Annotated in this window: 21 protein-coding genes; 3 read left to right on the forward strand and 18 right to left on the reverse strand. The window is 43.2% G+C overall.

Annotation, left to right across the window (positions count from 1 at the left end):
* The 15 genes from hisD to AC4QJR_RS24295 form a co-directional block, all read right to left on the reverse strand.
* Positions 1 to 1,281 carry a histidinol dehydrogenase gene (gene hisD / locus AC4QJR_RS24225; RefSeq protein ID WP_496524449.1) on the reverse strand — a complete coding sequence of 427 codons (1,281 nt, stop codon included), beginning with the start codon at positions 1,279 to 1,281 and terminating at the stop codon, positions 1 to 3.
* Position 1,282: 1 nt separating this feature from the next.
* On the reverse strand, positions 1,283 to 1,921 hold the full coding sequence (gene hisG / locus AC4QJR_RS24230; protein ID WP_251458107.1) for an ATP phosphoribosyltransferase: 639 nt from the start codon (positions 1,919 to 1,921) through the stop codon (positions 1,283 to 1,285).
* Complete coding sequence (locus AC4QJR_RS24235) at positions 1,914 to 3,086, reverse strand: ATP phosphoribosyltransferase regulatory subunit (RefSeq protein ID WP_496524450.1); 1,173 nt, start codon at positions 3,084 to 3,086, stop codon at positions 1,914 to 1,916. Before AC4QJR_RS24235 ends, hisG begins: the two co-directional genes overlap by 8 nt.
* A 334-nt stretch (positions 3,087 to 3,420) precedes the next feature.
* Positions 3,421 to 3,954: an acyltransferase gene (locus tag AC4QJR_RS24240; RefSeq protein ID WP_375375234.1), complete on the reverse strand. Its 534-nt coding sequence runs from the start codon at positions 3,952 to 3,954 to the stop codon at positions 3,421 to 3,423.
* Positions 3,955 to 3,959: 5 nt separating this feature from the next.
* On the reverse strand, positions 3,960 to 4,604 hold the full coding sequence (ppaX, locus tag AC4QJR_RS24245) for a pyrophosphatase PpaX (protein WP_496524451.1): 645 nt from the start codon (positions 4,602 to 4,604) through the stop codon (positions 3,960 to 3,962).
* A 25-nt stretch (positions 4,605 to 4,629) separates the two neighbouring features.
* The gene (lgt, locus tag AC4QJR_RS24250) at positions 4,630 to 5,448 is read right to left on the reverse strand and encodes a prolipoprotein diacylglyceryl transferase (RefSeq protein WP_098572307.1); all 819 of its coding nucleotides are present in this window, start codon (positions 5,446 to 5,448) and stop codon (positions 4,630 to 4,632) included.
* Between the two features lie 20 nt (positions 5,449 to 5,468).
* Positions 5,469 to 6,404: an HPr(Ser) kinase/phosphatase gene (gene hprK / locus AC4QJR_RS24255; RefSeq protein ID WP_098572306.1), complete on the reverse strand. Its 936-nt coding sequence runs from the start codon at positions 6,402 to 6,404 to the stop codon at positions 5,469 to 5,471.
* A gap of 179 nt (positions 6,405 to 6,583) precedes the next feature.
* A complete protein-coding gene (locus AC4QJR_RS24260; protein WP_496524452.1) occupies positions 6,584 to 6,949 on the reverse strand; it encodes a phage holin family protein in 366 nt (121 codons plus the stop codon).
* Between the two features lie 20 nt (positions 6,950 to 6,969).
* A complete protein-coding gene (locus AC4QJR_RS24265; protein ID WP_496524453.1) occupies positions 6,970 to 8,076 on the reverse strand; it encodes a DUF4097 family beta strand repeat-containing protein in 1,107 nt (368 codons plus the stop codon).
* Between the two features lie 320 nt (positions 8,077 to 8,396).
* Entirely contained in the window at positions 8,397 to 11,270 is a 2,874-nt protein-coding gene (gene uvrA / locus AC4QJR_RS24270; protein WP_496524454.1) for an excinuclease ABC subunit UvrA, read from the reverse strand.
* 7 nt (positions 11,271 to 11,277) lie between these two features.
* A complete protein-coding gene (gene uvrB, locus AC4QJR_RS24275; protein ID WP_496524455.1) occupies positions 11,278 to 13,257 on the reverse strand; it encodes an excinuclease ABC subunit UvrB in 1,980 nt (659 codons plus the stop codon).
* A 205-nt stretch (positions 13,258 to 13,462) separates the two neighbouring features.
* Complete coding sequence (locus AC4QJR_RS24280) at positions 13,463 to 13,702, reverse strand: DUF2198 family protein (RefSeq protein ID WP_098572301.1); 240 nt, start codon at positions 13,700 to 13,702, stop codon at positions 13,463 to 13,465.
* 108 nt (positions 13,703 to 13,810) lie between these two features.
* Positions 13,811 to 15,262 (reverse strand): sodium/pantothenate symporter, encoded by a 1,452-nt coding sequence (gene panF, locus AC4QJR_RS24285; RefSeq protein WP_098572300.1) that lies wholly within the window; start codon positions 15,260 to 15,262, stop codon positions 13,811 to 13,813.
* Entirely contained in the window at positions 15,259 to 15,543 is a 285-nt protein-coding gene (locus AC4QJR_RS24290) for a YhdT family protein (RefSeq protein WP_496524456.1), read from the reverse strand. Before AC4QJR_RS24290 ends, panF begins: the two co-directional genes overlap by 4 nt.
* A 156-nt stretch (positions 15,544 to 15,699) precedes the next feature.
* Positions 15,700 to 16,638, reverse strand: a complete 939-nt coding sequence (locus AC4QJR_RS24295; RefSeq protein WP_496524457.1) for a cation diffusion facilitator family transporter — start codon at positions 16,636 to 16,638, stop codon at positions 15,700 to 15,702.
* A 385-nt stretch (positions 16,639 to 17,023) separates the two neighbouring features.
* On the opposite strand from AC4QJR_RS24295, the gene AC4QJR_RS24300 reads away from it, so the two are divergent.
* The 3 genes from AC4QJR_RS24300 to AC4QJR_RS24310 all read left to right on the forward strand — a co-directional run bounded on the left by AC4QJR_RS24300 (position 17,024) and on the right by AC4QJR_RS24310 (position 19,285).
* Positions 17,024 to 17,800 carry an amino acid ABC transporter substrate-binding protein gene (locus tag AC4QJR_RS24300; protein ID WP_496524458.1) on the forward strand — a complete coding sequence of 259 codons (777 nt, stop codon included), beginning with the start codon at positions 17,024 to 17,026 and terminating at the stop codon, positions 17,798 to 17,800.
* A gap of 63 nt (positions 17,801 to 17,863) precedes the next feature.
* A complete protein-coding gene (locus AC4QJR_RS24305) occupies positions 17,864 to 18,523 on the forward strand; it encodes an amino acid ABC transporter permease (protein ID WP_026567764.1) in 660 nt (219 codons plus the stop codon).
* A 15-nt stretch (positions 18,524 to 18,538) separates the two neighbouring features.
* Complete coding sequence (locus tag AC4QJR_RS24310) at positions 18,539 to 19,285, forward strand: amino acid ABC transporter ATP-binding protein (RefSeq protein WP_375375243.1); 747 nt, start codon at positions 18,539 to 18,541, stop codon at positions 19,283 to 19,285.
* A gap of 42 nt (positions 19,286 to 19,327) precedes the next feature.
* On the opposite strand, the gene cydS is transcribed toward AC4QJR_RS24310, so the two are convergent.
* From cydS to AC4QJR_RS24325, 3 genes are read right to left on the reverse strand one after another with little or no spacing between them, the layout of a single operon-like run.
* Positions 19,328 to 19,429, reverse strand: coding sequence for a cytochrome bd oxidase small subunit CydS family protein (cydS, locus tag AC4QJR_RS24315; protein ID WP_375375244.1), 102 nt, complete (start codon positions 19,427 to 19,429; stop codon positions 19,328 to 19,330).
* Positions 19,430 to 19,441: 12 nt separating this feature from the next.
* On the reverse strand, positions 19,442 to 20,470 hold the full coding sequence (locus tag AC4QJR_RS24320) for a cytochrome d ubiquinol oxidase subunit II (protein WP_375375245.1): 1,029 nt from the start codon (positions 20,468 to 20,470) through the stop codon (positions 19,442 to 19,444).
* On the reverse strand, positions 20,470 to 21,813 hold the full coding sequence (locus AC4QJR_RS24325; protein ID WP_496524459.1) for a cytochrome ubiquinol oxidase subunit I: 1,344 nt from the start codon (positions 21,811 to 21,813) through the stop codon (positions 20,470 to 20,472). Before AC4QJR_RS24325 ends, AC4QJR_RS24320 begins: the two co-directional genes overlap by 1 nt.
* Between the last annotated feature and the right edge of the window lie 92 nt (positions 21,814 to 21,905).

Genomic DNA, 21,905 nt, shown 5'->3' on the forward strand with positions numbered 1-21,905 from the left:
TTATAATTTTCCGTCGTTTTTCAATCGGAATTCAACTGCCCGTGCATGGGCTTCAAGCCCTTCCTTCCGGGCAAACTCAGCAATCTTAGCCCCATTCTCAACCATCGCCTTTTGACTGTAGATAATCACGCTTGATTTCTTCTGAAAATCATCCACATTCAATGGACTAGAAAAGCGGGCTGTTCCGTTAGTTGGGAGAACATGATTAGGACCAGCAAAGTAGTCACCAACCGGCTCAGAGCTATAGCGGCCGATAAAAATGGCTCCTGCGTGTCGGATCTTCCCAAGCAGTTCGATCGCATCTTCTGTGATAATTTCTAAATGTTCCGGTGCTAATTGATTAACAGTTTCGATGGCTTCTTCGATTGTATCTGTTATGTAAATGGCACCATAATCCGCAATTGAGCGGGAGGCGATGTCTTTCCGTGGCAGCAGCTCGAGTTGCTTTTCCACTTCCAGGCTGACTGCTTCAGCCAGGGCACTCGAAGGAGTGACCAAGACGCTGCAGGCACGCGGGTCATGTTCTGCCTGTGACAGAAGGTCCGCCGCTACCTCGTCTGCTTTTGCTGTTTCATCTGCCAATATGGCAATTTCGCTTGGACCGGCAATCATATCAATATCCACATCCCCGAAAACCTCACGTTTAGCTAACGCCACGTAGATATTTCCGGGACCGGTAATTTTATCAACAGAGTTAATTGATTCGGTTCCATAGGCAAGTGCCGCAATTGCTTGGGCCCCACCCACTTTATAAATTTCCTCAACGCCCGCTTCCTTGGCTGCAACCAATACAGCTGCAGGTAATTGGCCTTGGTCGTCTGGCGGCGACACCATTACGATCCGCTTTACACCAGCGACTTTCGCTGGAAGGACGTTCATAAGGACAGAGGAAGGATACGCTGCTGTACCGCCTGGCACATATACCCCGACCGAATCGAGCGGTGTGATTTTTTGCCCTAGAACGGTTCCATTTTCCTCCGTTATCATCCATGATGGCCGCAGCTGCTTTTCATGAAACGAGCGAATATTTTCCGCCGCTTCTCGGACAATCGAGAGAAAACGCTCATCTACCTGTGTGTAGGCAGCCTCTATTTCTTTTTCGGTGACAGAAAAAGAAGATAAGCGCACACGATCGAATTTCTCAGTATATTCCCTTAATGCTTCATCGCCGCGCGTGCGAATCGCTGAAATAATTTCTTTGACTACGTTTACTTGCTCGGAGGTACCTGACTCGATTGATCGCTTTAACGAAACAAGGTCATTTACTTTTACTATTTTCATGTTAATTTTCCTCCAAAGAGACAACTTTACTAAGCCTTGTTACTAGTTCGTCAATCTTTGTATCCTTGATGCGGTAGCTGACGGGATTAACGATCAGTCGGGATGTGACATCCACAATCCTCTCATACTCAACAAGACCATTTTCCCTCATCGTTCGGCCGGTGGAAACAATATCCACAATCCTATCTGATAAACCAATGATCGGAGCAAGTTCAATTGAACCGTTTAATTTGATGATTTCCACCTGTTCTCCCTGTTCACGGAAATAGGCTTCAGCCACATTCGGGTATTTCGTGGCTACCCTAGGCGCCACATCATTCATTTTTGTGTTTGGCAAGCCGGCAACCGCTAAATAGCAGGCACTAATCCGTAAGTCGAGGAGTTCATAAACATCACGCTCTTCCTCCAGCATGACATCCTTGCCGGCGATACCGATATCGGCGACCCCATGCTCCACATAAGTAGGAACATCGGTTGGTTTCGCCAAAATAAATCGCAGCCCCTCATTTTCAACCTCGATGATTAATTTCCGCGAATCATCAAATTCAGGTGGAAGCTGATACCCAGCTTTCCGAAGCAGTTCAACCGCTTCTTCAAAAATACGCCCTTTCGGCATTGCAATCGTTAGTATATTATTCATCGGCACGCCCTCCGAGTAAGTAGGTAGTATCCGCAAATTTCTTTGTAAAGGCATCAAGGTTTTTGACGCCATTAATATCTTGGAGCACGGTCCGTTTTCCTTCGTTATGCATCTGTTCAGCTAATTGAAAAGCTTCCTTTCGGCGCTCCTGACTGAAAAAGATACAGGTTACTGTATTTTCGAAGTCGATGTTGCCCAGCGCCTCTAGCAGTCGGTCAAGATGTACCGCGAACCCGGTGGCACTTGCATTTTTCCCAAATTTCTCAATTAAGCTGTAGCGGCCGCCATTACCGATAGGAAAGCCAACATTCCCCGCGTAAACTTCAAATAATATTCCAGAATAATAGCTCATATGGCTGACGATGGTAAAATCAAATTTCACTTGATCCTCGACACCGTAATCGTTCAGACAATCCCTTAGTTCTTTTAACTGCAGAAGTGCAAGCTTGCCTTGTTCATTTTCAATTAAATCGAAGGCCTTGCCGATCACTTCGATTCCTCCCCTTAAGTCGAGGAATTGAAGAAGTCTTTGTTTATCAATTGATGATAAGGATAACGAGTTTACATGCTCGCGGTAACCGACATAATTTTTTTCATATAAAAATCTTCGTAACGAATTAGCCCGCTCATCCGTCCCAAGGATTTGTAAAAATAATTCCTGGGCAAAACCAATATGACCAATTGATACTTGGAACTGTGATAACCCTGCTTTTTTTAATGAAGAAATAAGTAAGGCAATCACTTCGCCATCGCACGAAACGGTTTCGTCATTTAGGAATTCCACGCCGATTTGTTCAAATTCAGCGGGGCGTCCGCCTTCACGCTGCTGAGCGCGGAACACGTTCGCTGAGTAGGCTAATCGAAGAGGCATATCATCCTGCAATAGTTTTGATGCGGCTACGCGGGCGATAGGCGCTGTCATATCAGGTCGTAAAACCAGTGTATGCCCTTGTTTGTCGAGCAATCGGAACAACTGGGCATCTTGAATGGCCGATGCCGATCCAACTGTTTCATAGTATTCCAGTGTAGGTGTTTCAATAAATTGGCAGCCCCAAAGTTTGATGGTATCTTCCATTAAAGTTCGAACACGGTGTTTTTTTTCATACAACTCTGGCAGCGTATCTCTCATGCCCAGGGGCTTTTCAAACATAAACAAGCGACTCATCCTGCTCATCCTTTATTTTAGATTACGTTATTTTAAAATTTTCAAAATACTTTAGTCTGCTAATGTGATAATGAATTAAAGTAGTTTTAGTTTACCCTTTGAAAAACTATTCGTCAATGAAAAAATCTGAAACTTTTGGGGAGGGATTCCGCAGAACTAGGATAGAATTCCGCCAATCTGTGGTAGGATTCCGCCAAACCTCGGCATATATCCGCCAACCTAGTATGGAATTCCGCCAAGTTTCTGAATTTTTCCGCGAAATAACATTTTAATTGTTAGTTTACTACAAAAAAAGCCTGGTTGCGAAAACCAGACTTAAAAAAATTCCACTATATTATTTTCTCCGTCCATAAATCGAATCATCGGCCCAGCGCTCGGCCAACTCTTCCTTTGTATAAATGACCCGCATTGGATTCCCGCCAACAAACGCCCCTGGAGGAACATCTTTATGGACAAGGGTCCCAGCTGAGACAATGGCCCCATCTCCAATCGTAATCCCTGGAAGGATCGTGGAGTTCGCACCAATCATCACTTCACTGCCAATCACCACAGGACCAAGCCGGTATTCTTTAATTAAATATTCATGAGCTAGGATGGTCGTGTTGTATCCAATCACCGTATTTCGGCCGACACTGATTTTTTCTGGAAACATTACATCAAGCATAACCATTAATGCGAAGGATGTTTGTTCGCCCACCTCAAGCCCAAGGAACACCCGATACAGCCAATTTTTCATCCCTAAGAATGGCGTGTAGCGGGCTAATTGAATCACAATAAAATTCTTAACAACTTTCCAAAAAGGCACGGTCTTATAGACGTGCCATAAAGAGTTCGCTCCTTCAACCGGATAGCGGGTCGTATTCCTCATCTTTCTCACTCTCCGAGGATAGGTAATAGGTCAGCCATGTTCTCTAGAATATAATCGGGTTCATATTTGGCAATATACTCTCTGCCTTTAATCGACCAGGCACAGCCAGCCGTTGCGGTACCTGCATTTTTCCCTGCTAAAATATCATGGTAATTATCGCCAACCATCATTGTCTCTTCCGGGCTAGAATCCAGTTGTTCCAATGCCTTAAAAATAGGCTCAGGATCTGGTTTTGTCTTGCTGACATGATCGTAGGCAACAATCACTTCGAAATAGGATTCTAGGTTCATAAGATGAAGTCCCTTCATCGTCACATCATGACGTTTTGTCGTGACGATTCCCAGCTTGTAGCCCTTTTCTTTTAAGGTTCGCACCGTTTCCAAGACCCCAGCAAATTCCCGCACCAAATTATCATGGTTGCTTATGTTAAAGGCCCGATATTCTAAAATCATCTCTTCCACCCGATCTGGATCGATGGTGCCAAACGCTTCGTGCAGTGTCGGTCCCATAAACGGCAATACATCCTCACGCTTGTACTTGTTTGGATAATATTTTTCCAATGTATGCAGGTAGGATGTAATAATTAATTCATTCGTATCAATTAAAGTCCCATCTAAATCAAAAAGAACGGTCGTAATTTTATTCGTCATTGGTTGCTTCCTTTCTCTCACACGGTTAACTATTTTCTTGATCTAAATATCGCTTATCGGTCAATTGTTTCGTGCGGCGATACATAAGAATGGCCAGCGCTCCCACCACTAATGCAATCGAAATTGTTTGTGCCATCCGGAGGCTGCCAAGCATTAAGCTATCAGTTCGTAAGCCCTCGATGAAAAAACGGCCAACTGAATACCAAATCACATATGTAAGGAATAATTCTCCGCGGCGGAAGTTCACCCGGCGCAGGAATAATAATAGGAAAAAGCCAGCAAAGTCCCAGAGTGATTCATACAAGAATGTTGGGTGATAATACGTTCCATTAATATACATTTGATTAATAATAAATTCCGGTAAATGCAAGTTTTCAAGGAATGCTCTAGTTACTTCCCCGCCATGCGCCTCCTGGTTCATGAAATTTCCCCAACGGCCAATCGCTTGTCCAAGAATAATACTCGGTGCGGCAATGTCGGCAATTTTCCAAAAGGAAATCCCGCGTTTTTTGGCAAACACATATGTGGTCAGTACGGAACCAATCAAGGCACCATGGATAGCAATCCCGCCATTCCAAATTTGCGGGATATCCGCCGGATGGTTGACATAATACTTCCATTCAAAAATCACATAATAGATACGTGCAGATATGATGGCAATGGGGATAGCCCATAGCATTAAGTCAGCAAACGTGTCTTTCTCTAACCCTCTGCGATTACCCTCCCTGATGGCAAGGTACAAAGCAAGGGCCAAACCTGAGCCAATAATAATCCCATACCAATGCACTGAAATCGGTCCAAGTGAAAAGGCAATTGGATTTAGCGGTTGAATAGATTCGTTCATCTCTCTATCTCCTCTTCCCCTTAAATCTCGTCGTGATCGCCGTCTTCAATCACATCAGACAGACGCTCAGTAAATTGCTGCGCAGCATTCACACCCATTCTTTTTAGACGGAAATTCATCGCAGCCACTTCGATAATAACAGCAAGGTTTCGCCCTGGACGAACAGGGATTGTCAACTTTGGTATATCCGTGTCAATGATTCTCATTTTCTCTTCATCTAAACCAAGGCGGTCATATTGCTTTTTTGAATCCCAAATTTCTAGATTCATAACGAGGGTAATCCGTTTATTACTGCGAACGGCACCAGCTCCGAATAGAGTCATCACATTGATGATCCCTAAACCGCGGATTTCTAGTAAATGCTCGATTAAATCGGGAGAAGATCCCACTAATGTATCCTGGTCTTCCTGGCGAATTTCGACGCAATCATCCGCGACCAGCCTGTGGCCGCGCTTAACCAATTCTAAGGCCGTTTCACTTTTACCGACACCGCTTTTTCCGGTAATTAATACCCCGATTCCGTAAACATCAACCAATACGCCATGGACAGCAGTAGTTGGTGCCAGCTTACTTTCCAGGTAATTTGTCAGGCGGCTGGAAAAACGGGTGGTCTTCATGCCCACACGTAAAACTGGAACAGATTCACGTTCGGACGCTTCAATCAGCTCTTTTGGTACCTCGATATCTCGGGTGACAATAATCGCTGGAGTGATATCGGTGCATAAACGTTCCATTCTTGAAGCACGTTCAGCGTCAGACAGCATTCCAAAAAAGGAAAGCTCGGTTTTACCTAAGAGCTGAATTCGTTCAGCTGGATAAAATTCAAAATATCCGGCTATTTCAATTCCTGGACGTGAGATATCACTCATAGTGATGGGACGGTTAATTCCCTCTTCGCCGCTAACTAATTCAAGTTTAAACTTCTCGACTATATCTTTGGTACGTACTTTTGGCAACGAAACATCCTCCTCAAACGGATTAAGTTTATTCTAAAAATTCCATTTCCACTTATTTTAGCATTTTTTATTAAATTACCATACTTTCATGTCTAAAAAATTAGCATACTGCTGCTTGGGTATTTCTACCATATTAATAGGGTGCCCACTTTTTAAAGCGGGCACCCTGGTATTAACTATTAATCCTTGGATTTCCTTGCTGGCTGGAGCAGTGTTTTTTGAATGATCAAGTTTACAAGTGACATCAGGATAGCAAAGAAGAAGGCCATCCCAAAACTGGAAATCTCAAAGGCTTCGCCCATCAAATAATCTGTCAGCTCCAGCGTAATCGCATTGATCACAAATAGAAACAGCCCCAATGTTACGACTGTCACTGGCAGGGTGAGCAGAATCAGGATCGGTCGTACCAAAACATTTAAGATGGATAATAAAATGCTTGCCTGAAGAGCGGCCATAAATCCTGTTAATTGAAAGCTTTCGTGAAAATAACCTGCTAGTGCCATAAACAACACCGCATTAATCAAACACCCAATCAGCCATCTCATTTTTCGGCATCTCCTAGTAATTATTCTTGTGATTTGTGAATTGTGATGGAACCCGTTTTTGTGTCTGCATAGATTTTCATCATTTTATCAGGATGATTAATGGATTTAAAGCGAAGCGACTTTTGAATCATTTCACTCTTCTCTTCCAGTACTTGAACACCAACAAGCTCTACATTAAATCCGCCAATATTCGTCTTCAATTCCCCATTTACCGGCAGATTATCTGGGATGTAAAGGTCGATTCCACCCGTTGTCGCTTTTACTTGAATCAACTCGGTGCGACTGCCACTGATATTGCAGCTGATATTCCCGTGAAAGGACTGCGTTCCCACCCTTTTAAAGTCACCATCTAGTTTGATTGCCCCGTTAATAGTCTCCGCTTCGAGGTCATCGAACAAACTGCCGATAATTTTAATTTTTCCGTTTGCCGTTTCCACATCTGCTTTATTACCATGAACTCGGTCAAGGTTTATTTTTCCATTAGCGGTTTTGACCCTTAGGTCAGCAACATTGATATCTTCTCCGCTGACTGCTCCATTAAAAATTCTGATGCGCATACGGTCATACTGAGCTTTTGGTACAAAAATGGTTGAGTCTGCCTTCATCCATTTTTGCTGGGTTATAAAACATAATTTTTGATTTTCCACTGAAAAAATCGTGTCTCTTAAAAAGTTCTGCCTTGCTTGGTCTGAGTTTTCAACCCGAAATACCTTCGCTTGACATTCAATCCTCACATCCGGTTGGTCCCAAGCCGCTAGTTTAACGGAACCATTCGCCACGTCAATATCGACCTCTTTCAGATCGGCATCACCCTGGTGAAAAATATGGGAGATCTCTACTGATTGACCAAAGTTCAAATCAAAATCAAAATCTTTGATTTTTTTTAAGGCAGAATCGACAAAATCAAAAATCTTTACCTTGGTCGATTGGAATTTCGCCTGAAAAGGATCTTCCTTCTTGGCTTCCTCGAAATTTACAACGGTGGAAAGCTCATTCACGATGTCCTCCTGCTTCTGCTCCATCGTTTTTTGTGCTTTTTCTAATTCATCCAGCAAGGAGACAGCTTCTTCGACGGTCAATTTTCCTTCTTCAACCATTTTTAATATCCGCACTTTTTCCTCTTTCATGATTCCCCACCTCAGCATCAAAAAATTTGTGTCACTTTATGCTTATTCAGTAATGATTATTATTATCCTTTATCTATTATTTACGAAAAAGGAAGCTGATTAGTTTCGTAATTTTTTAATTAAGACCAAGCAGGATTTTTTTGATCCAGAGTGCCGAGGGGGGGATTTCGCCGATTGGAGCTGGAATTTCGCCAACTTGAAGCGGCATTTCGCCGAACTCGGAACAGTTTTCGCCGATTGGCACCATAATTTCGCCAATGACAAATTTACAGACTTCCTTAACCGAAAAATGACATAAAAAAAAGAGCCTAAGGCTCTTTTTATGCTTTTATAGCACTCTTATCTTCTACTTGCTGTTTCATCCGAAGGCGGTCCCGCTCAAGAATCGGCTTTAAGTATTTTCCCGTGTGCGATTCCGGAACTTCCGCCACTTTTTCAGGTGTTCCCGTGGCGACGATTGTTCCGCCTTTATCTCCGCCTTCTGGTCCTAGATCGACGAGATAATCGGCTGCCTTAATAACATCGAGATTATGCTCAATCACTAGGACAGTGTCGCCATTTTCAACTAAGCGCTGCAGCACAACAAGCAAACGAGAAATATCATCGACATGAAGACCTGTTGTCGGTTCATCGAGAATATAGAAGGATTTTCCTGACGATCGGCGGTGCAGTTCTGATGCTAATTTGACACGCTGCGCTTCCCCTCCGGATAGAGTTGTTGCCGGCTGACCTAGTTTAACGTAGCCAAGGCCGACATCCAAGATGGTTTGCAGTTTACGGCTGATTTTCGGAATGTTCTCGAAAAATTCTACTGCCGCTTCCACGGTCATATCGAGAATGTCCGAAACATTCTTCCCTTTGTACTTTACTTCTAACGTTTCACGGTTATAACGTTTGCCATGGCAAATTTCGCAAGGTACATACACATCTGGCAAGAAGTGCATTTCAATTTTAATGATTCCATCGCCGCGGCAGGCCTCACAGCGGCCGCCCTTCACATTAAAACTGAAGCGTCCCTTTTTATAACCGCGGACCTTCGCCTCGTTTGTGTTCGCAAACACATCACGAACATCATCAAAAACACCCGTATATGTTGCTGGGTTCGAACGCGGTGTTCGGCCAATTGGCGATTGATCGATGTCAATGACTTTCTCTAAATAATCGATGCCTTTAATACTCTTATGTTCACCAGGCTTTGTTTTTGCATGATGAAGCTTTTGGGCAAGGGATTTATGTAAGATCTCGTTAATAAGGGTACTCTTCCCAGAACCAGACACACCTGTGATTGCAATAAACATCCCAAGTGGCAGCTTCACATTGACATTTTTTAAATTGTTTTCAGATGCACCCTTGATTTCAATAAAGCGGCCATCCGGCTTGCGTCGTTCTAAGGGAAGCGGGATAAACTTCTTCCCGGATAAGTATTGACCTGTTAATGAATGGGGATCTGCCATGACTTCGGCTGGTGTTCCAGCAGAAACGATTTCTCCGCCATGAACCCCGGCACCCGGACCGATATCAATCAGGTAATCGGCCGCAATCATCGTGTCCTCATCATGCTCAACCACAATCAAAGTGTTGCCGATATCGCGCATATTTTGCAGCGTTCCAATTAAGCGGTCATTATCCCGCTGATGTAATCCAATCGACGGTTCATCCAAAATATAGAGAACACCAGTTAAACGCGAACCGATTTGTGTGGCTAAGCGAATCCGCTGGGCCTCCCCGCCTGACAGCGTACCAGCTGTCCTGCTCAATGTTAAATAATCGAGACCGACATTAATTAAGAAGCCAAGCCGCTCACTGATTTCATTGAAGATCAGTTTAGCAATTTGCATTTCTTTATCGGAAAGCGTTAATTCTGCAAAAAATTGATTGGCCTCTTCAATGGAAAGGTCGGTTATTTGGGCAATATGGCGGCCATTAATAAGGACGGCCAAGGTTTCTTTTTTCAATCGATAGCCCTTACAGGTTGGACATGGTTTTTGACCCATATATTTTTCCATTTGCTCCCGGATATAATCGGAGCTAGTTTCTTTATAACGACGCTCCACATTTCGGATAACGCCCTCAAATTCAATATTCCCCTCGCGGACTTGACCAAAATCATTTTCATAGCGGAAATAGATTTTTTCACGGCCGCCTCCATAGAGAACTTTTTCCAAAAGGTGCTCCGGGATATCCTTCACAGGAATATTCATATCTACACCGAAGTGATCACATACTGCCTCAAGCAGCTGTGGGTAGTACTGTGAGCTGGTCGGTTCCCACGGCGCAATCGCATGCTCCTTCAGTGTCAAGTCGCGGTTGGGGATGACAAGTTCCACATCGACTTCGAGCTTAGAACCGAGTCCGTCACATTCAGGGCAGGCACCAAACGGACTATTGAACGAAAACATCCGCGGCTCTAGTTCTCCAATCGAAAAACCACAATGCGGACAGGCATGATTTTCACTGAACAACAGTTCTTCTTGCCCAATCACATCGACGATGACCTTTCCTTCGCCTAGTTTTAGTGCCGTTTCGAGAGAATCAGCAATCCGTGCTGAGACCCCTTCCTTGACGACAATCCGGTCAATAATAACTTCAATCGAATGCTTTTTATTTTTCTCTAACTCAATCTCATCGCCAAGGTCGAGCATTTCCCCGTCGACACGGACGCGGACAAAGCCTTGTTTTTTAATGTCTTCGAGCACCTTCACATGCGTTCCCTTTCGGCCTGACACCACCGGGGCTAGGATTTGCATTTTGGTCCGTTCGGGGTATTCTAAAATCCGGTCAACCATCTGCTCAATCGTCTGTGAGGAGATTTCAATTCCATGGATTGGACACGTTGGATGCCCGACCCTTGCATATAATAAACGCAAATAATCATAGATTTCTGTCACCGTACCGACCGTCGAACGGGGGTTACGGCTTGTTGTTTTTTGATCGATGGAGATTGCCGGGGAGAGACCCTCAATGGCATCCACATCCGGTTTATCCATCTGGCCTAGAAATTGCCGTGCATAGGCAGAAAGGGATTCGACGTATCGTCTTTGCCCCTCGGCATAAATCGTATCAAAGGCGAGCGAGGACTTCCCAGACCCGGAAAGTCCTGTTAAGACAACAAGCTTATCTCTCGGAATGGTGACATCAATATTTTTCAAATTGTGGGCTCTAGCGCCTTTCACAATCAGTTTTTCCATTGCCATTTATACGTCATCCTTCCGCTTTCAATTCCAAAATTAAATCACGAAGCTCAGCCGCACGTTCGAAATTAAGCGCTTTGGCTTCGACCTTCATTTCTTTTTCCATTGTGGCAATTAATTTTTCTCTTTCTTTCTTGTTCATCTTACTAAATGATGCCGCTGGTTTGTAATCTTCCTGCTCCTCAGCAGCATGTGTAGCACGGATGACGTCACGAATATCTTTTTGAATCGTCATTGGGACAATTCCATGCTTTTGGTTGTACTCTTCTTGGATGGCACGGCGGCGCCTTGTTTCTGTGATCGCTAATTCCATGGAATTCGTGATCTTGTCGGCATACATGATGACATGTCCCTGGGCATTCCGGGCGGCACGGCCAATCGTTTGGATTAACGAACGTTCCGAACGAAGGAAGCCTTCTTTGTCGGCATCAAGGATTGCAATCAGAGAAACCTCAGGAATATCCAGGCCTTCCCGAAGCAGGTTAATCCCAATGAGAACATCGTATTTACCGAGACGCAGTTCCCGAATAATTTCAATCCGCTCGAGCGTCTTTACCTCCGAATGCAGATATTGTACTTTAATGCCGATTTCCTTCAAGTAATCTGTTAGATCTTCGGACATTTTTTTCGTCAAGGTGGTCACAAGGACACGTTCATTTCTCCGTATCCGTTCGTGAATTTCGCCAATCAAGTCATCAATCTGCCCTTCAATTGGACGAACCTCAATCGTAGGGTCTAATAGTCCTGTCGGGCGGATAATTTGTGAAACCATTTCCGGTGTATGTTCCAACTCGTACGGCCCAGGTGTGGCCGAAACATAGATGATATTGTGAATATGCTTTTCAAACTCATCAAACATTAACGGCCGGTTATCAAGGGCCGATGGCAGACGAAAGCCGTGATCCACAAGGACCTGTTTCCGCGCTTTATCTCCATTAAACATGCCTCTCACTTGCGGCAAAGTAACATGCGACTCGTCAATCACCATCAAAAAGTCCTTTGGAAAATAGTCAAGCAAGGTATATGGAGTGGATCCTGCTTCTCTTAACGTTAAATGGCGTGAATAATTCTCAATCCCTGAGCAAAAGCCCATTTCCCGCATCATTTCTAGGTCATAGCGTGTCCTTTGTTCAAGACGCTGAGCTTCGAGCAATTTATTATCCTCGCGCAGTTCTTCGAGACGTAGTTCTAGTTCTTTTTCAATATTTTCAATCGCAATTCTCAGCTTTTCTTCCCTTGTAACGAAGTGGGAGGCAGGGAAAATCGCGACATGTTCCCGTTCACCCATAATCTCGCCTGTGAGCGCATCGACTTCACGAATTCGATCGATTTCATCACCAAAAAACTCGACACGAAGGCAATGCTCGTCACGAGAAGCAGGGAAAATCTCGACCACATCGCCACGGACACGGAAGGTTCCCCGCTTGAAGTCAATATCATTTCGGTCATATTGGATATCGACTAAACGACGTAACAGCTGATTGCGCTCTATTTCCATTCCTGTTCGAAGCGATAGCACCATTTCTCGATATTCTTCCGGAGAACCCAAACCATAAATACAAGAAACCGAGGCAATTACGATCACATCTTTCCGTTCGAAGAGGGAAGATGTCGCTGAGTGGCGCAATTTATCAATTTCATCATTGATACTGGCATCTTTTTCAATGAATGTATCCGTCTGTGGAACATAAGCTTCTGGCTGAAAGTAGTCATAGTAACTGACAAAATATTCAACCGCATTGTTTGGAAAAAATTCTTTGAACTCACTGTAGAGCTGTCCAGCGAGGGTCTTGTTATGAGCGATAATAAGCGTTGGTTTATTTACCTCTTTAATCACATTTGAAATTGTAAATGTTTTTCCCGTACCTGTCGCACCAAGCAATGTCTGTTCTTTTTTATTATTCTTGAGCCCGTCAACTAATTGTCTGATCGCCTCCGGCTGATCCCCTTGCGGCGAGTATTTTGACACTAATTCAAATTGATCTTTCACGAATCTTCCCTCCCGTAAAATCAATCACTTTTCAGCATATGTACCTTGTTATGGACCGGGATGGATGCTTTCAAGTGTATCCTCTCAAATTCATATCTACATTTTACCACATTCCCCTAAAAACAAACCAATAATATGCGAACGAATATTCGATTTCATTAAAAAAGCCTGTCATTTTACTGACAGACTTGGATTGTTTCGATGCTTAGGTCTTCTTCAATGCTCTTTGCCTCATTTTATCAGCCAGCCAAAAACCGGCAGTTAACGAAAAAGCATCCACCACGATAATCATAAACGTGTTGGTATAACCTTTATATACTGAAGTGGCAATGAGAGCCACAGTCAAGATGAGCCCAATCACTCGATTATAAGTGACACGTGTAAAAAGCAAGACGAGCAGCCCTGGAAGAATAAGCGCTGAGAAAATTCGAATAACGGTTTCCAATGAGTACACCTCATTCAATTCATACTATTCATTTATTCTAAAAATTAATTCACAAAATTGCAACATATAAGATAGTTAGTTGGAACGGCCATACCAAAGATCCTTTGCTTATTTTTCCATACTAACATGCATTTCCCCTTCTTTGGGCTGAGTAAACAGGCTAGTGACTACAAAGCCAAATAGTGAAAGGAGAATCGGGAAGACCACTGTGTGAAACCCGAATGGATTCGGATAAAATTGATCTAATAAAATATAGGACCCCATCCCTAAAATCATCGAAGTGATAGCCCCATGTTTATTGCCCTTACTCCAATATAGTCCTAAAACCACTGGCCAAATAAAGACCGACTCAAGCCCTCCAAAAGAAAATAGATTCAGCCAAACAATCAAATCTGGCGGACTTAAGGAGAACAATATGACAATAATTCCAATAATCGCAGTTACGCTAAAACTAACCTTTTTCACAAGATCATTCCCTGCGTCCGGCTTGATGTAATTTAAATAGACATCTTTCACTAAAGCAGAGCTAACCAGAATCAATAAGGCGTCCACAGTCGACATAATCGCAGCCATTGGCGCAGCAAGAACAATACCTGCCGCATATGGCGGCAGTACTTTCATCGATAACATCGGCATAACCGTATCCCCAATTTTCACACCTGGGAGAACGGGTCTGGCGAACACGCCAATGAGATGCATACCAAGCATGATAAACCCGACCACAATAGTTCCAATAATAATCGCACTGTGCATCGCCTTTGAATTTTTATAGGACATCGCTCGGACGGCAATTTGCGGCAAACCGACGACACCAATCCCTACTAAAATCCAAAAGGAAGAAACGAAGGTTGGTGTCAAACTCCGCTCAGCCCCAAAGGGACTGATTAAATTAGGATTTTCTGCTGCCAAGTCTGAGATAATCTTTGGGATTCCTCCACCAGCCTTAATCGTTGCGATTAAAAGGATTAATGTTCCTCCAAACATAACCACACCTTGGATGGTATCCGTAATGGCAACCGCTCGAAAGCCGCCGACAATCACAAAGACGAGAACCGAAAAGGCAAAGATTAATAGAGCGGTCGTGTAGGGTAATCCTGTTAAACTTTCTACCAAACGTGCTCCGCCAATCCATTGCGCGGTCATCGATGAAAATAGAAAGATAATGATACTCGCTGCTGACATCAACACAACAGCTTTACTTTTATACCTCTCTTTTAAAAAGTCTATCAATGTGATTGCTTTGTATTGACGAGAAATAATGGCAAACTTCTTACCCAGGACCATTAATGTAAAATATCCAGTGGCTAATTGGGCCATGGCTAGGAGAACCCAGCCTAATCCTTGCGTATAAGCTACACCTGGACCACCGATGAAACTGCTGGCACTGCCATATGTCGCCACCATCGTCATTGCCAATATGAAACCGCCCATTTGACGTTCCCCTAGAAAGTACTCCTCTAAGAATGAATGAGATTTAATGACAAATTTATTTGACCACATGCCAACAGCAAAGATAATGAATAAGAAAATTAAAAGCGGCGTAATGACGGCCCAATTCATTTGATATCCCCCTCTTCTTCGTCAAAGGGAACATCCTTGAATAATACCTTTACCGTAAAAATAACGAGAATAACCATCATAACAAAACCTACGATACAACTATAAAAAAACCAAGCAGGCAACCCCCATATGTATGTGTAATTTTCTACTTTGGTTGAACCGAGACTATAGGCAAAGCCATACCACCAAAGAAAATTAATTAAAACAAGGATTATTCCAATCACAGCTTCCCTGTGAGCAATTTTGAAACGCTTGTCTTGTGGATAACCACTTTTCTTCATTGTCTTCCTCCTAGCTGAAAACTCATCTGTCATATTCATGTTATTTTTAACTAATAAAGAAAAAATAACCAATCTAATCCTAAATGAAAATGAAAAAACACGCAAAGAAAAAAACCTATCTGTTTTGCGGATAGGTTTTTGGGAAGGATGTATTATTTAATTACATGTCCCATGCGGGCTAGGGCAGCCGTTTGCTTCTTTTTCTACTTGGATGGTGCTGTGTTCGATGTGAAATTGGTCGTGAAGAATCTTTTGGGATTGGGAGAGGATGTCATCATGAACACCGTTATCTAGTATGGAAATATGGCAGCTCAAGACGGGATACCCAGAGGTAATTGTCCAAATGTGCAAATCATGGACTTCCTTTACGAATGGGATCTTTTTAAGTTCCTCTTTCACATGACTAATATCAATCTGTGATGGCGCCCCCTCCATTAAGATATGAAACGAGTCCTTCATCACCCTGTACCCACTGAGGAGAATCAAGACAGCAACAATGACACTCGCGATTGGGTCGGCAATCCCCCAGCCAAAAAACATAATCAATAATGCAGCAATAATCGCTCCCACCGATCCCAGCATATCTCCTAGGACATGCAAGAAAGCACTTCTGACATTCAGGTTTTCGTCCTTGTCACCCTTCATTAATATCCAAGCAGCGATAATGTTTACAATCAGCCCCGTCACAGATATCATCAGCATTCCAGTACTTTGCACCTCTGGAGGATCGAAGAAGCGTTGGAACGCCTCAAAAAAGATATAGATGGAAATAACCACAAGTGTTAAGCCGTTCAGGGCAGCAGCAATAATTTCAAAGCGTTTATAGCCATACGTCTTTTCCTGCGATACCTGTTTCTCACCGAGCTTGATGGCAAAAAAGCTTAACCCCAGTGCGGCCGCGTCACTCAGCATATGCCCTGCATCTGACAAGAGCGCCAAACTGTTTGTCAACAGCCCTCCAATTACTTCCACGATCATAAAGGCTGCAATTAATAGGAAGGAACTCAACAATGCATGTTTATTACTCGTATGTGAATGACCATGTGAATGTCCGTGCGAATGGCCATGTGAATGACCATGATGATGATGACCCATGTTAATCCCCCCCGAGCTCTCTGATTAGAGTGGCTCATTTATTTATCTTTTTCTAAATCGAAAATATTACGATTAACGCTAGTGTTTTCTATTCTTAATATTTTGATGTATGCCTCTAAAACGGCCGGTATAACCGCCCGAAGAGACCGTCATCATTCAAACCACCATTTGATTATATGATATTCAAATGGTGGTTTGATTGTCAATCATTTTCCACATTATTCATTTAAAAAGAAAGCGTTCGTTTCCTTGATTAAAATTTTTAATTTTCCCACTATTAACAGAGCTATTGTATTCAATAATGTTATAGCGTTATAATATGTTAGTGTAATAATACGGTAACGTGCTAAAGTAAATTATTAATAGATAAGGTGGTAGTATGAATATGAAACGTATATCAACGATTGTTTTAGTCATAGCAGCATTATTCTCCATCCTTACGGGTTGTTCCTCTAAAACATCTGAAGCAAAGGACAACACGTTGGTCATTGGGATCGATGATAAATTTGCTCCAATGGGGTTCCGGGATAAAGATAACAAGATTGTTGGTTTTGACATTGATTATGCCAGTGCAGCGGCCAAAAAAATGGGGAAAAAGGTAAAGTTCCAACCGATTGATTGGAGTACAAAAGAAGCGGAACTTAGCAGTGGAAGAATTGACCTCATTTGGAACGGATACACTATTACAGATGAACGTAAAAAGAAAGTTCTTTTCACAAAGCCATACTTAAAAAATGCCCAAGTGGTTGTGACAAAGGCTGATTCAAAGCTAACTAAATTAAACGATTTAGCGGGTAAAGTAGTCGGCCTGCAAACACTGTCTTCCGCATCGGATGCTTTAGATGCTTCACCAATCAAAGCAAAAATAAAGACCGTAACCGAGTTTTCAGATAATGTCCAAGCTTTAACCGATTTAAAGAGCGGCCGGTTGGATGGAGTCGTTATTGATGAAGTTGTCATTGATTATTATATGTCGAAAGAAAAAGAAGCCTTCAAGATTCTTAATGAATCATTAGCTCCTGAAGAATACGGAATTGGTGTTAAAAAAGGGAATGAAGACTTACTGAAAGACCTGCAAAAAGCACTCGACGAGATGAATGAGGATGGCACATCTGCCCAAATTTCGGAAAAGTGGTTTGGTGAAAATAAAGTATTAAACTAATAACGAATATAGAGCGAACAGGATTTCCATAGGGAACCCTGTTTTGCTTTTGGAGGAAATCAAATGTCTGTTGATTATCTAATTTCCATACTAAAACCGATGCTCGAAGGGGCACAGATGACCATCCTCTTGTTTTTGATTGCCATTGTCGTGTCCATTCCGCTCGGGTTTGTTTTAACGCTAGCTGTCGGCAGCCGTTTTAAACCACTCTCCTTGCTTGCAGAAGGCTATATTTATGTGATGCGTGGAACACCGCTGCTACTTCAATTGTTATTTATCTGTTTTGGGCTGCCGATGATTCCAGTGGTTGGTGAATATTTAGTATTGGATCGCTTTGTTGCTGCCTGTATCGGTTTCATCTTGAACTATGCCGCTTATTTTGCTGAAATCTTCCGCGGTGGGCTGCTTGCGATTGATAAAGGCCAATATGAGGCATCACAAGTCCTTGGCTTAAATAAATGGCAGACCTTAACGAGGGTCATCCTGCCGCAAATGTTCCGGATTGCCCTTCCATCCGTTGCGAACGAATCGGTGACGTTAGTGAAAGATACCGCCCTCCTCTATGCGGTTGCCGTTCCTGAATTGCTGCATTTTGCGCAAACAGCAGTCAATCGTGACTTTACCATTGTTCCATTCTTCGTCGCTGGAATTATTTATTTGATCATGACGCTTCTGTTAACCATGGTCTTTAAAGGGCTCGAAAAACGGTTCAAATTTGAATAAGAAGGAGCGGTGAAGATGCCTGTTATTGAAATATCTAACCTAAAAAAATCATATGGAAACCTAGATGTTTTAAAAAATATTACATTTGATGTTCATAAAAATGATGTTGTTGCGGTAATCGGTCCATCTGGTTCAGGAAAAAGTACGATGCTCCGCAGTTTGGCCCATCTGGAAAAAATAGATGCTGGAAGCATTGTTGTTTCTGGAAAGCATTTAGTGAAAGATGGCATTTACGCAAATCCGCAAGAATTAAAAGAAATTAATGCAAGAATGGGGATGGTTTTTCAGCATTTCAACCTCTTTCCACACCTTACCGTGAAAGAGAATTTGGAACTTGCCCCTAAAATGCTGAAGAAAGAATCGGCTGCTGCTATTCAAAAAAGAAGCAGTGAACTCCTTGATAAAATTGGTCTTGCTGACCGGGCCAATGCCTATCCGGCAAAACTATCAGGCGGACAGAAACAACGTGTAGCCATCGCCCGGGCACTCATGTTAAATCCAGAAATTCTGCTCTTCGATGAGCCGACTTCTGCCTTAGACCCTGAATTGACGGGTGAGGTGTTGAAAGTCATGAAGGATTTGGCGGAAGAACACATGACGATGATTGTCGTCACTCACGAGATGGGCTTTGCCCAGGGAGTTGCAAATAGAGTTATCTTTATGGATAACGGGGAGATTGTTGAATCAGGTTCGCCTGCAGAGCTGTTTACGAACCCGAAGAATGAACGGACAAAGGCCTTTTTACAACGTAGTCTGAAATAATCCTTTACTTACCAAAAAACGGCTGATCGCTCAGCCGTTTTCTTATTTTTCCACCGAACCATCCTTTAGTGCCACCCAAAACGCCACGCCAATCGATGCAAACATGACCAGAAACGGGGCATAAAATAGCAAAAAATCATCCATCACATTCCCCCCTTACGCATGTTCATCATTCCGATTTCCTTGGACATATTCTTTGTTAAACAAAAACAACTTTAACAACAGGTACAATGACGGGATGAGTAATCCCAGCCCTGCAATAAAGGCCACAATCAAGGCAATTGCCATTGATTGATTGGTAAAGCTGTCGTACAGGGTGATATACGGATATAGTAAATATGGATAATGGGATGCACCGTAGGCAAGGAAGGCAAGGGCAAATTGCCCGACCAATAGCCAGAATGCCAGCCCATAGGATCGCCGCTTCCAAATTAAATAAACCGTTCCCGCAAAGAAAACAACCGACAATCCGAACAGCCACCAGAGGTCAAGTAAACGCTGATAATGTTCAGGATTATGAGTCTTCATTTCAAAAATAATCCCGGCCGCCGTAATAATAGCTGGTCCGGCCCAGCTAAGTGCATACTTCCGCAACAGATTCGTAGCTGCCTCGTCCTTTGCATGATGGGCATACCAAGTCAAAAATACAGCGGATATATATAACACTGCCGTTAGACTTAGTACGACAATACTCCATGATAATGGGCTCGTAAACAATGCCCAATTATCGAGGACCGGTGCCGAATTTTCAATTTTCACAAAGCCGCCCTCCGAAATGGACAAAACACTCGACAACGACGCAGGAATGAATAATCCCGTTAACCCATATAAAATAGTGTACCGCTTATGTCTGAGCCCTCCGTAGGTCGTAAACGCATAATACGCCCCTCGAATCGCCAGTAGAATAATTGCGATACTTGCCGGTACAAGGAGGGTGGTCCCAAAGTAATAGGCTGTTTTTGGAAAAAAACCAACCATCCCGACGAAGAAAAACACTAAAAACACATTCGTGACTTCCCAGACAGGCGATAAATAGCGTTGAATGATCTTCGTTAAAATATGTTGTTTTCTGGTTAATGTACTGAATGCGTTAAAAAATCCTGCCCCAAAGTCAATCGATGCAATGATAATATATCCAAACAAAAACAGACCCAGTGCGGAAATACCGATGATTTCGAGTGTCATTACGCATCACCTGCTTTCTCGGCGGCTCTGTCGGCCAATTCCTGTTCCACTGTATTCTTCCGGAACATCCGCCACAGGACAACCACACTGCCCACACCAAGGACAAGATAAAGGCCAGCAAATAACACCAGCATAAGATCAACTTGATTACTTGTTGTTGCCGCATGTTCTGTCCGTAATATTCCCCGTAAAATCCATGGCTGGCGGCCGACCTCATCGAGCCACCATCCAGCTTCAATTGCTAGAATAGAAAGAGGACCACCAAGCACAATCAGCCAGCGAAACCACCGGGATAAAACAAATCGCCATTGACGCCATCTACCTATGACATACAAGAATGAGAGCAGGGTCATCCACATACCGATGGTTACCATCGTATCAAATAAATAATGAATATAGAGCGGCGGCACTTCATCCTTCGGAAAATGATCAAGCCCGACTACTTCTGCACTTGGGACTTCATGGGCCAAGATGCTGAGTGCAAAAGGAATTTTCAGTGCATATTTCACTTCCCCATCATCAAGCACACCATAAAGAATGAGCGGCACATCTTTTCCCGTTTCAAAATGCCACTCAGCCGCAGCTAGTTTTTCCGGCTGGTATTCAGCTAAATACTTCCCGGAGAAATCTCCTAAAAGAGCGGTGGCTACTGAAAAGACGAATCCAAGTTTCATGGTTAGAAACAAGGCTTTTTTATGGTAAGTAGAATTGGAACCTCTCAATAACCGGAAGGCACCAATCGCAGCGAGGACAAAGGCGGCAGTCATATAAGCGGTGACAACCACATGGGCAACTTTTGTAGGCATGGCCGGGTTAAACATTGCCAAAATGGGACTCACATCCACGAGCTGACCATTCACTACATCGAAGCCCCGCGGCGCATTCATGAATGCATTCACAATCGTAATAAAGACAGCTGAAAATGTGGCCCCTAATGCCACTGGAATGAGCAGGAGCAAATGTTTTTTCTGGTTTTCGAACCGATCCCATGTGTATATGTATATACCTAAAAAAATGGCTTCAAAAAAGAAAGCAAAGGTCTCCAAAAATAACGGCAGCGCGATGACATTTCCAGCTAACTGCATAAAGTTGGGCCATAGGAGTGAAAGCTGCAACCCGATTGCAGTCCCAGTTACAACACCAACAGCTACGGTAATCACATATCCCCTTGTCCATCTTCGTGCTAATAAAATATAGTGTTCGTCCTGTTTCTTGATCCCGACCCATTGAGCAATCATAATCATCATCGGAATGCCGACGCCGATGGTTGCGTAGATAATATGAAAGGACAAGGTTAACTCTGTCAGTACACGGCTAAAAAATACGGCCTCTTCATTTCCCATTCACTTACCACCTCTCTTATCCTGAAAACAGCCGTCCAATAATGGATATTCCCATAATGGAGGCCACTATAAAGGCCAGCCAAATGAGATTC

The organism is Neobacillus sp. BP17, from assembly GCF_059579525.1.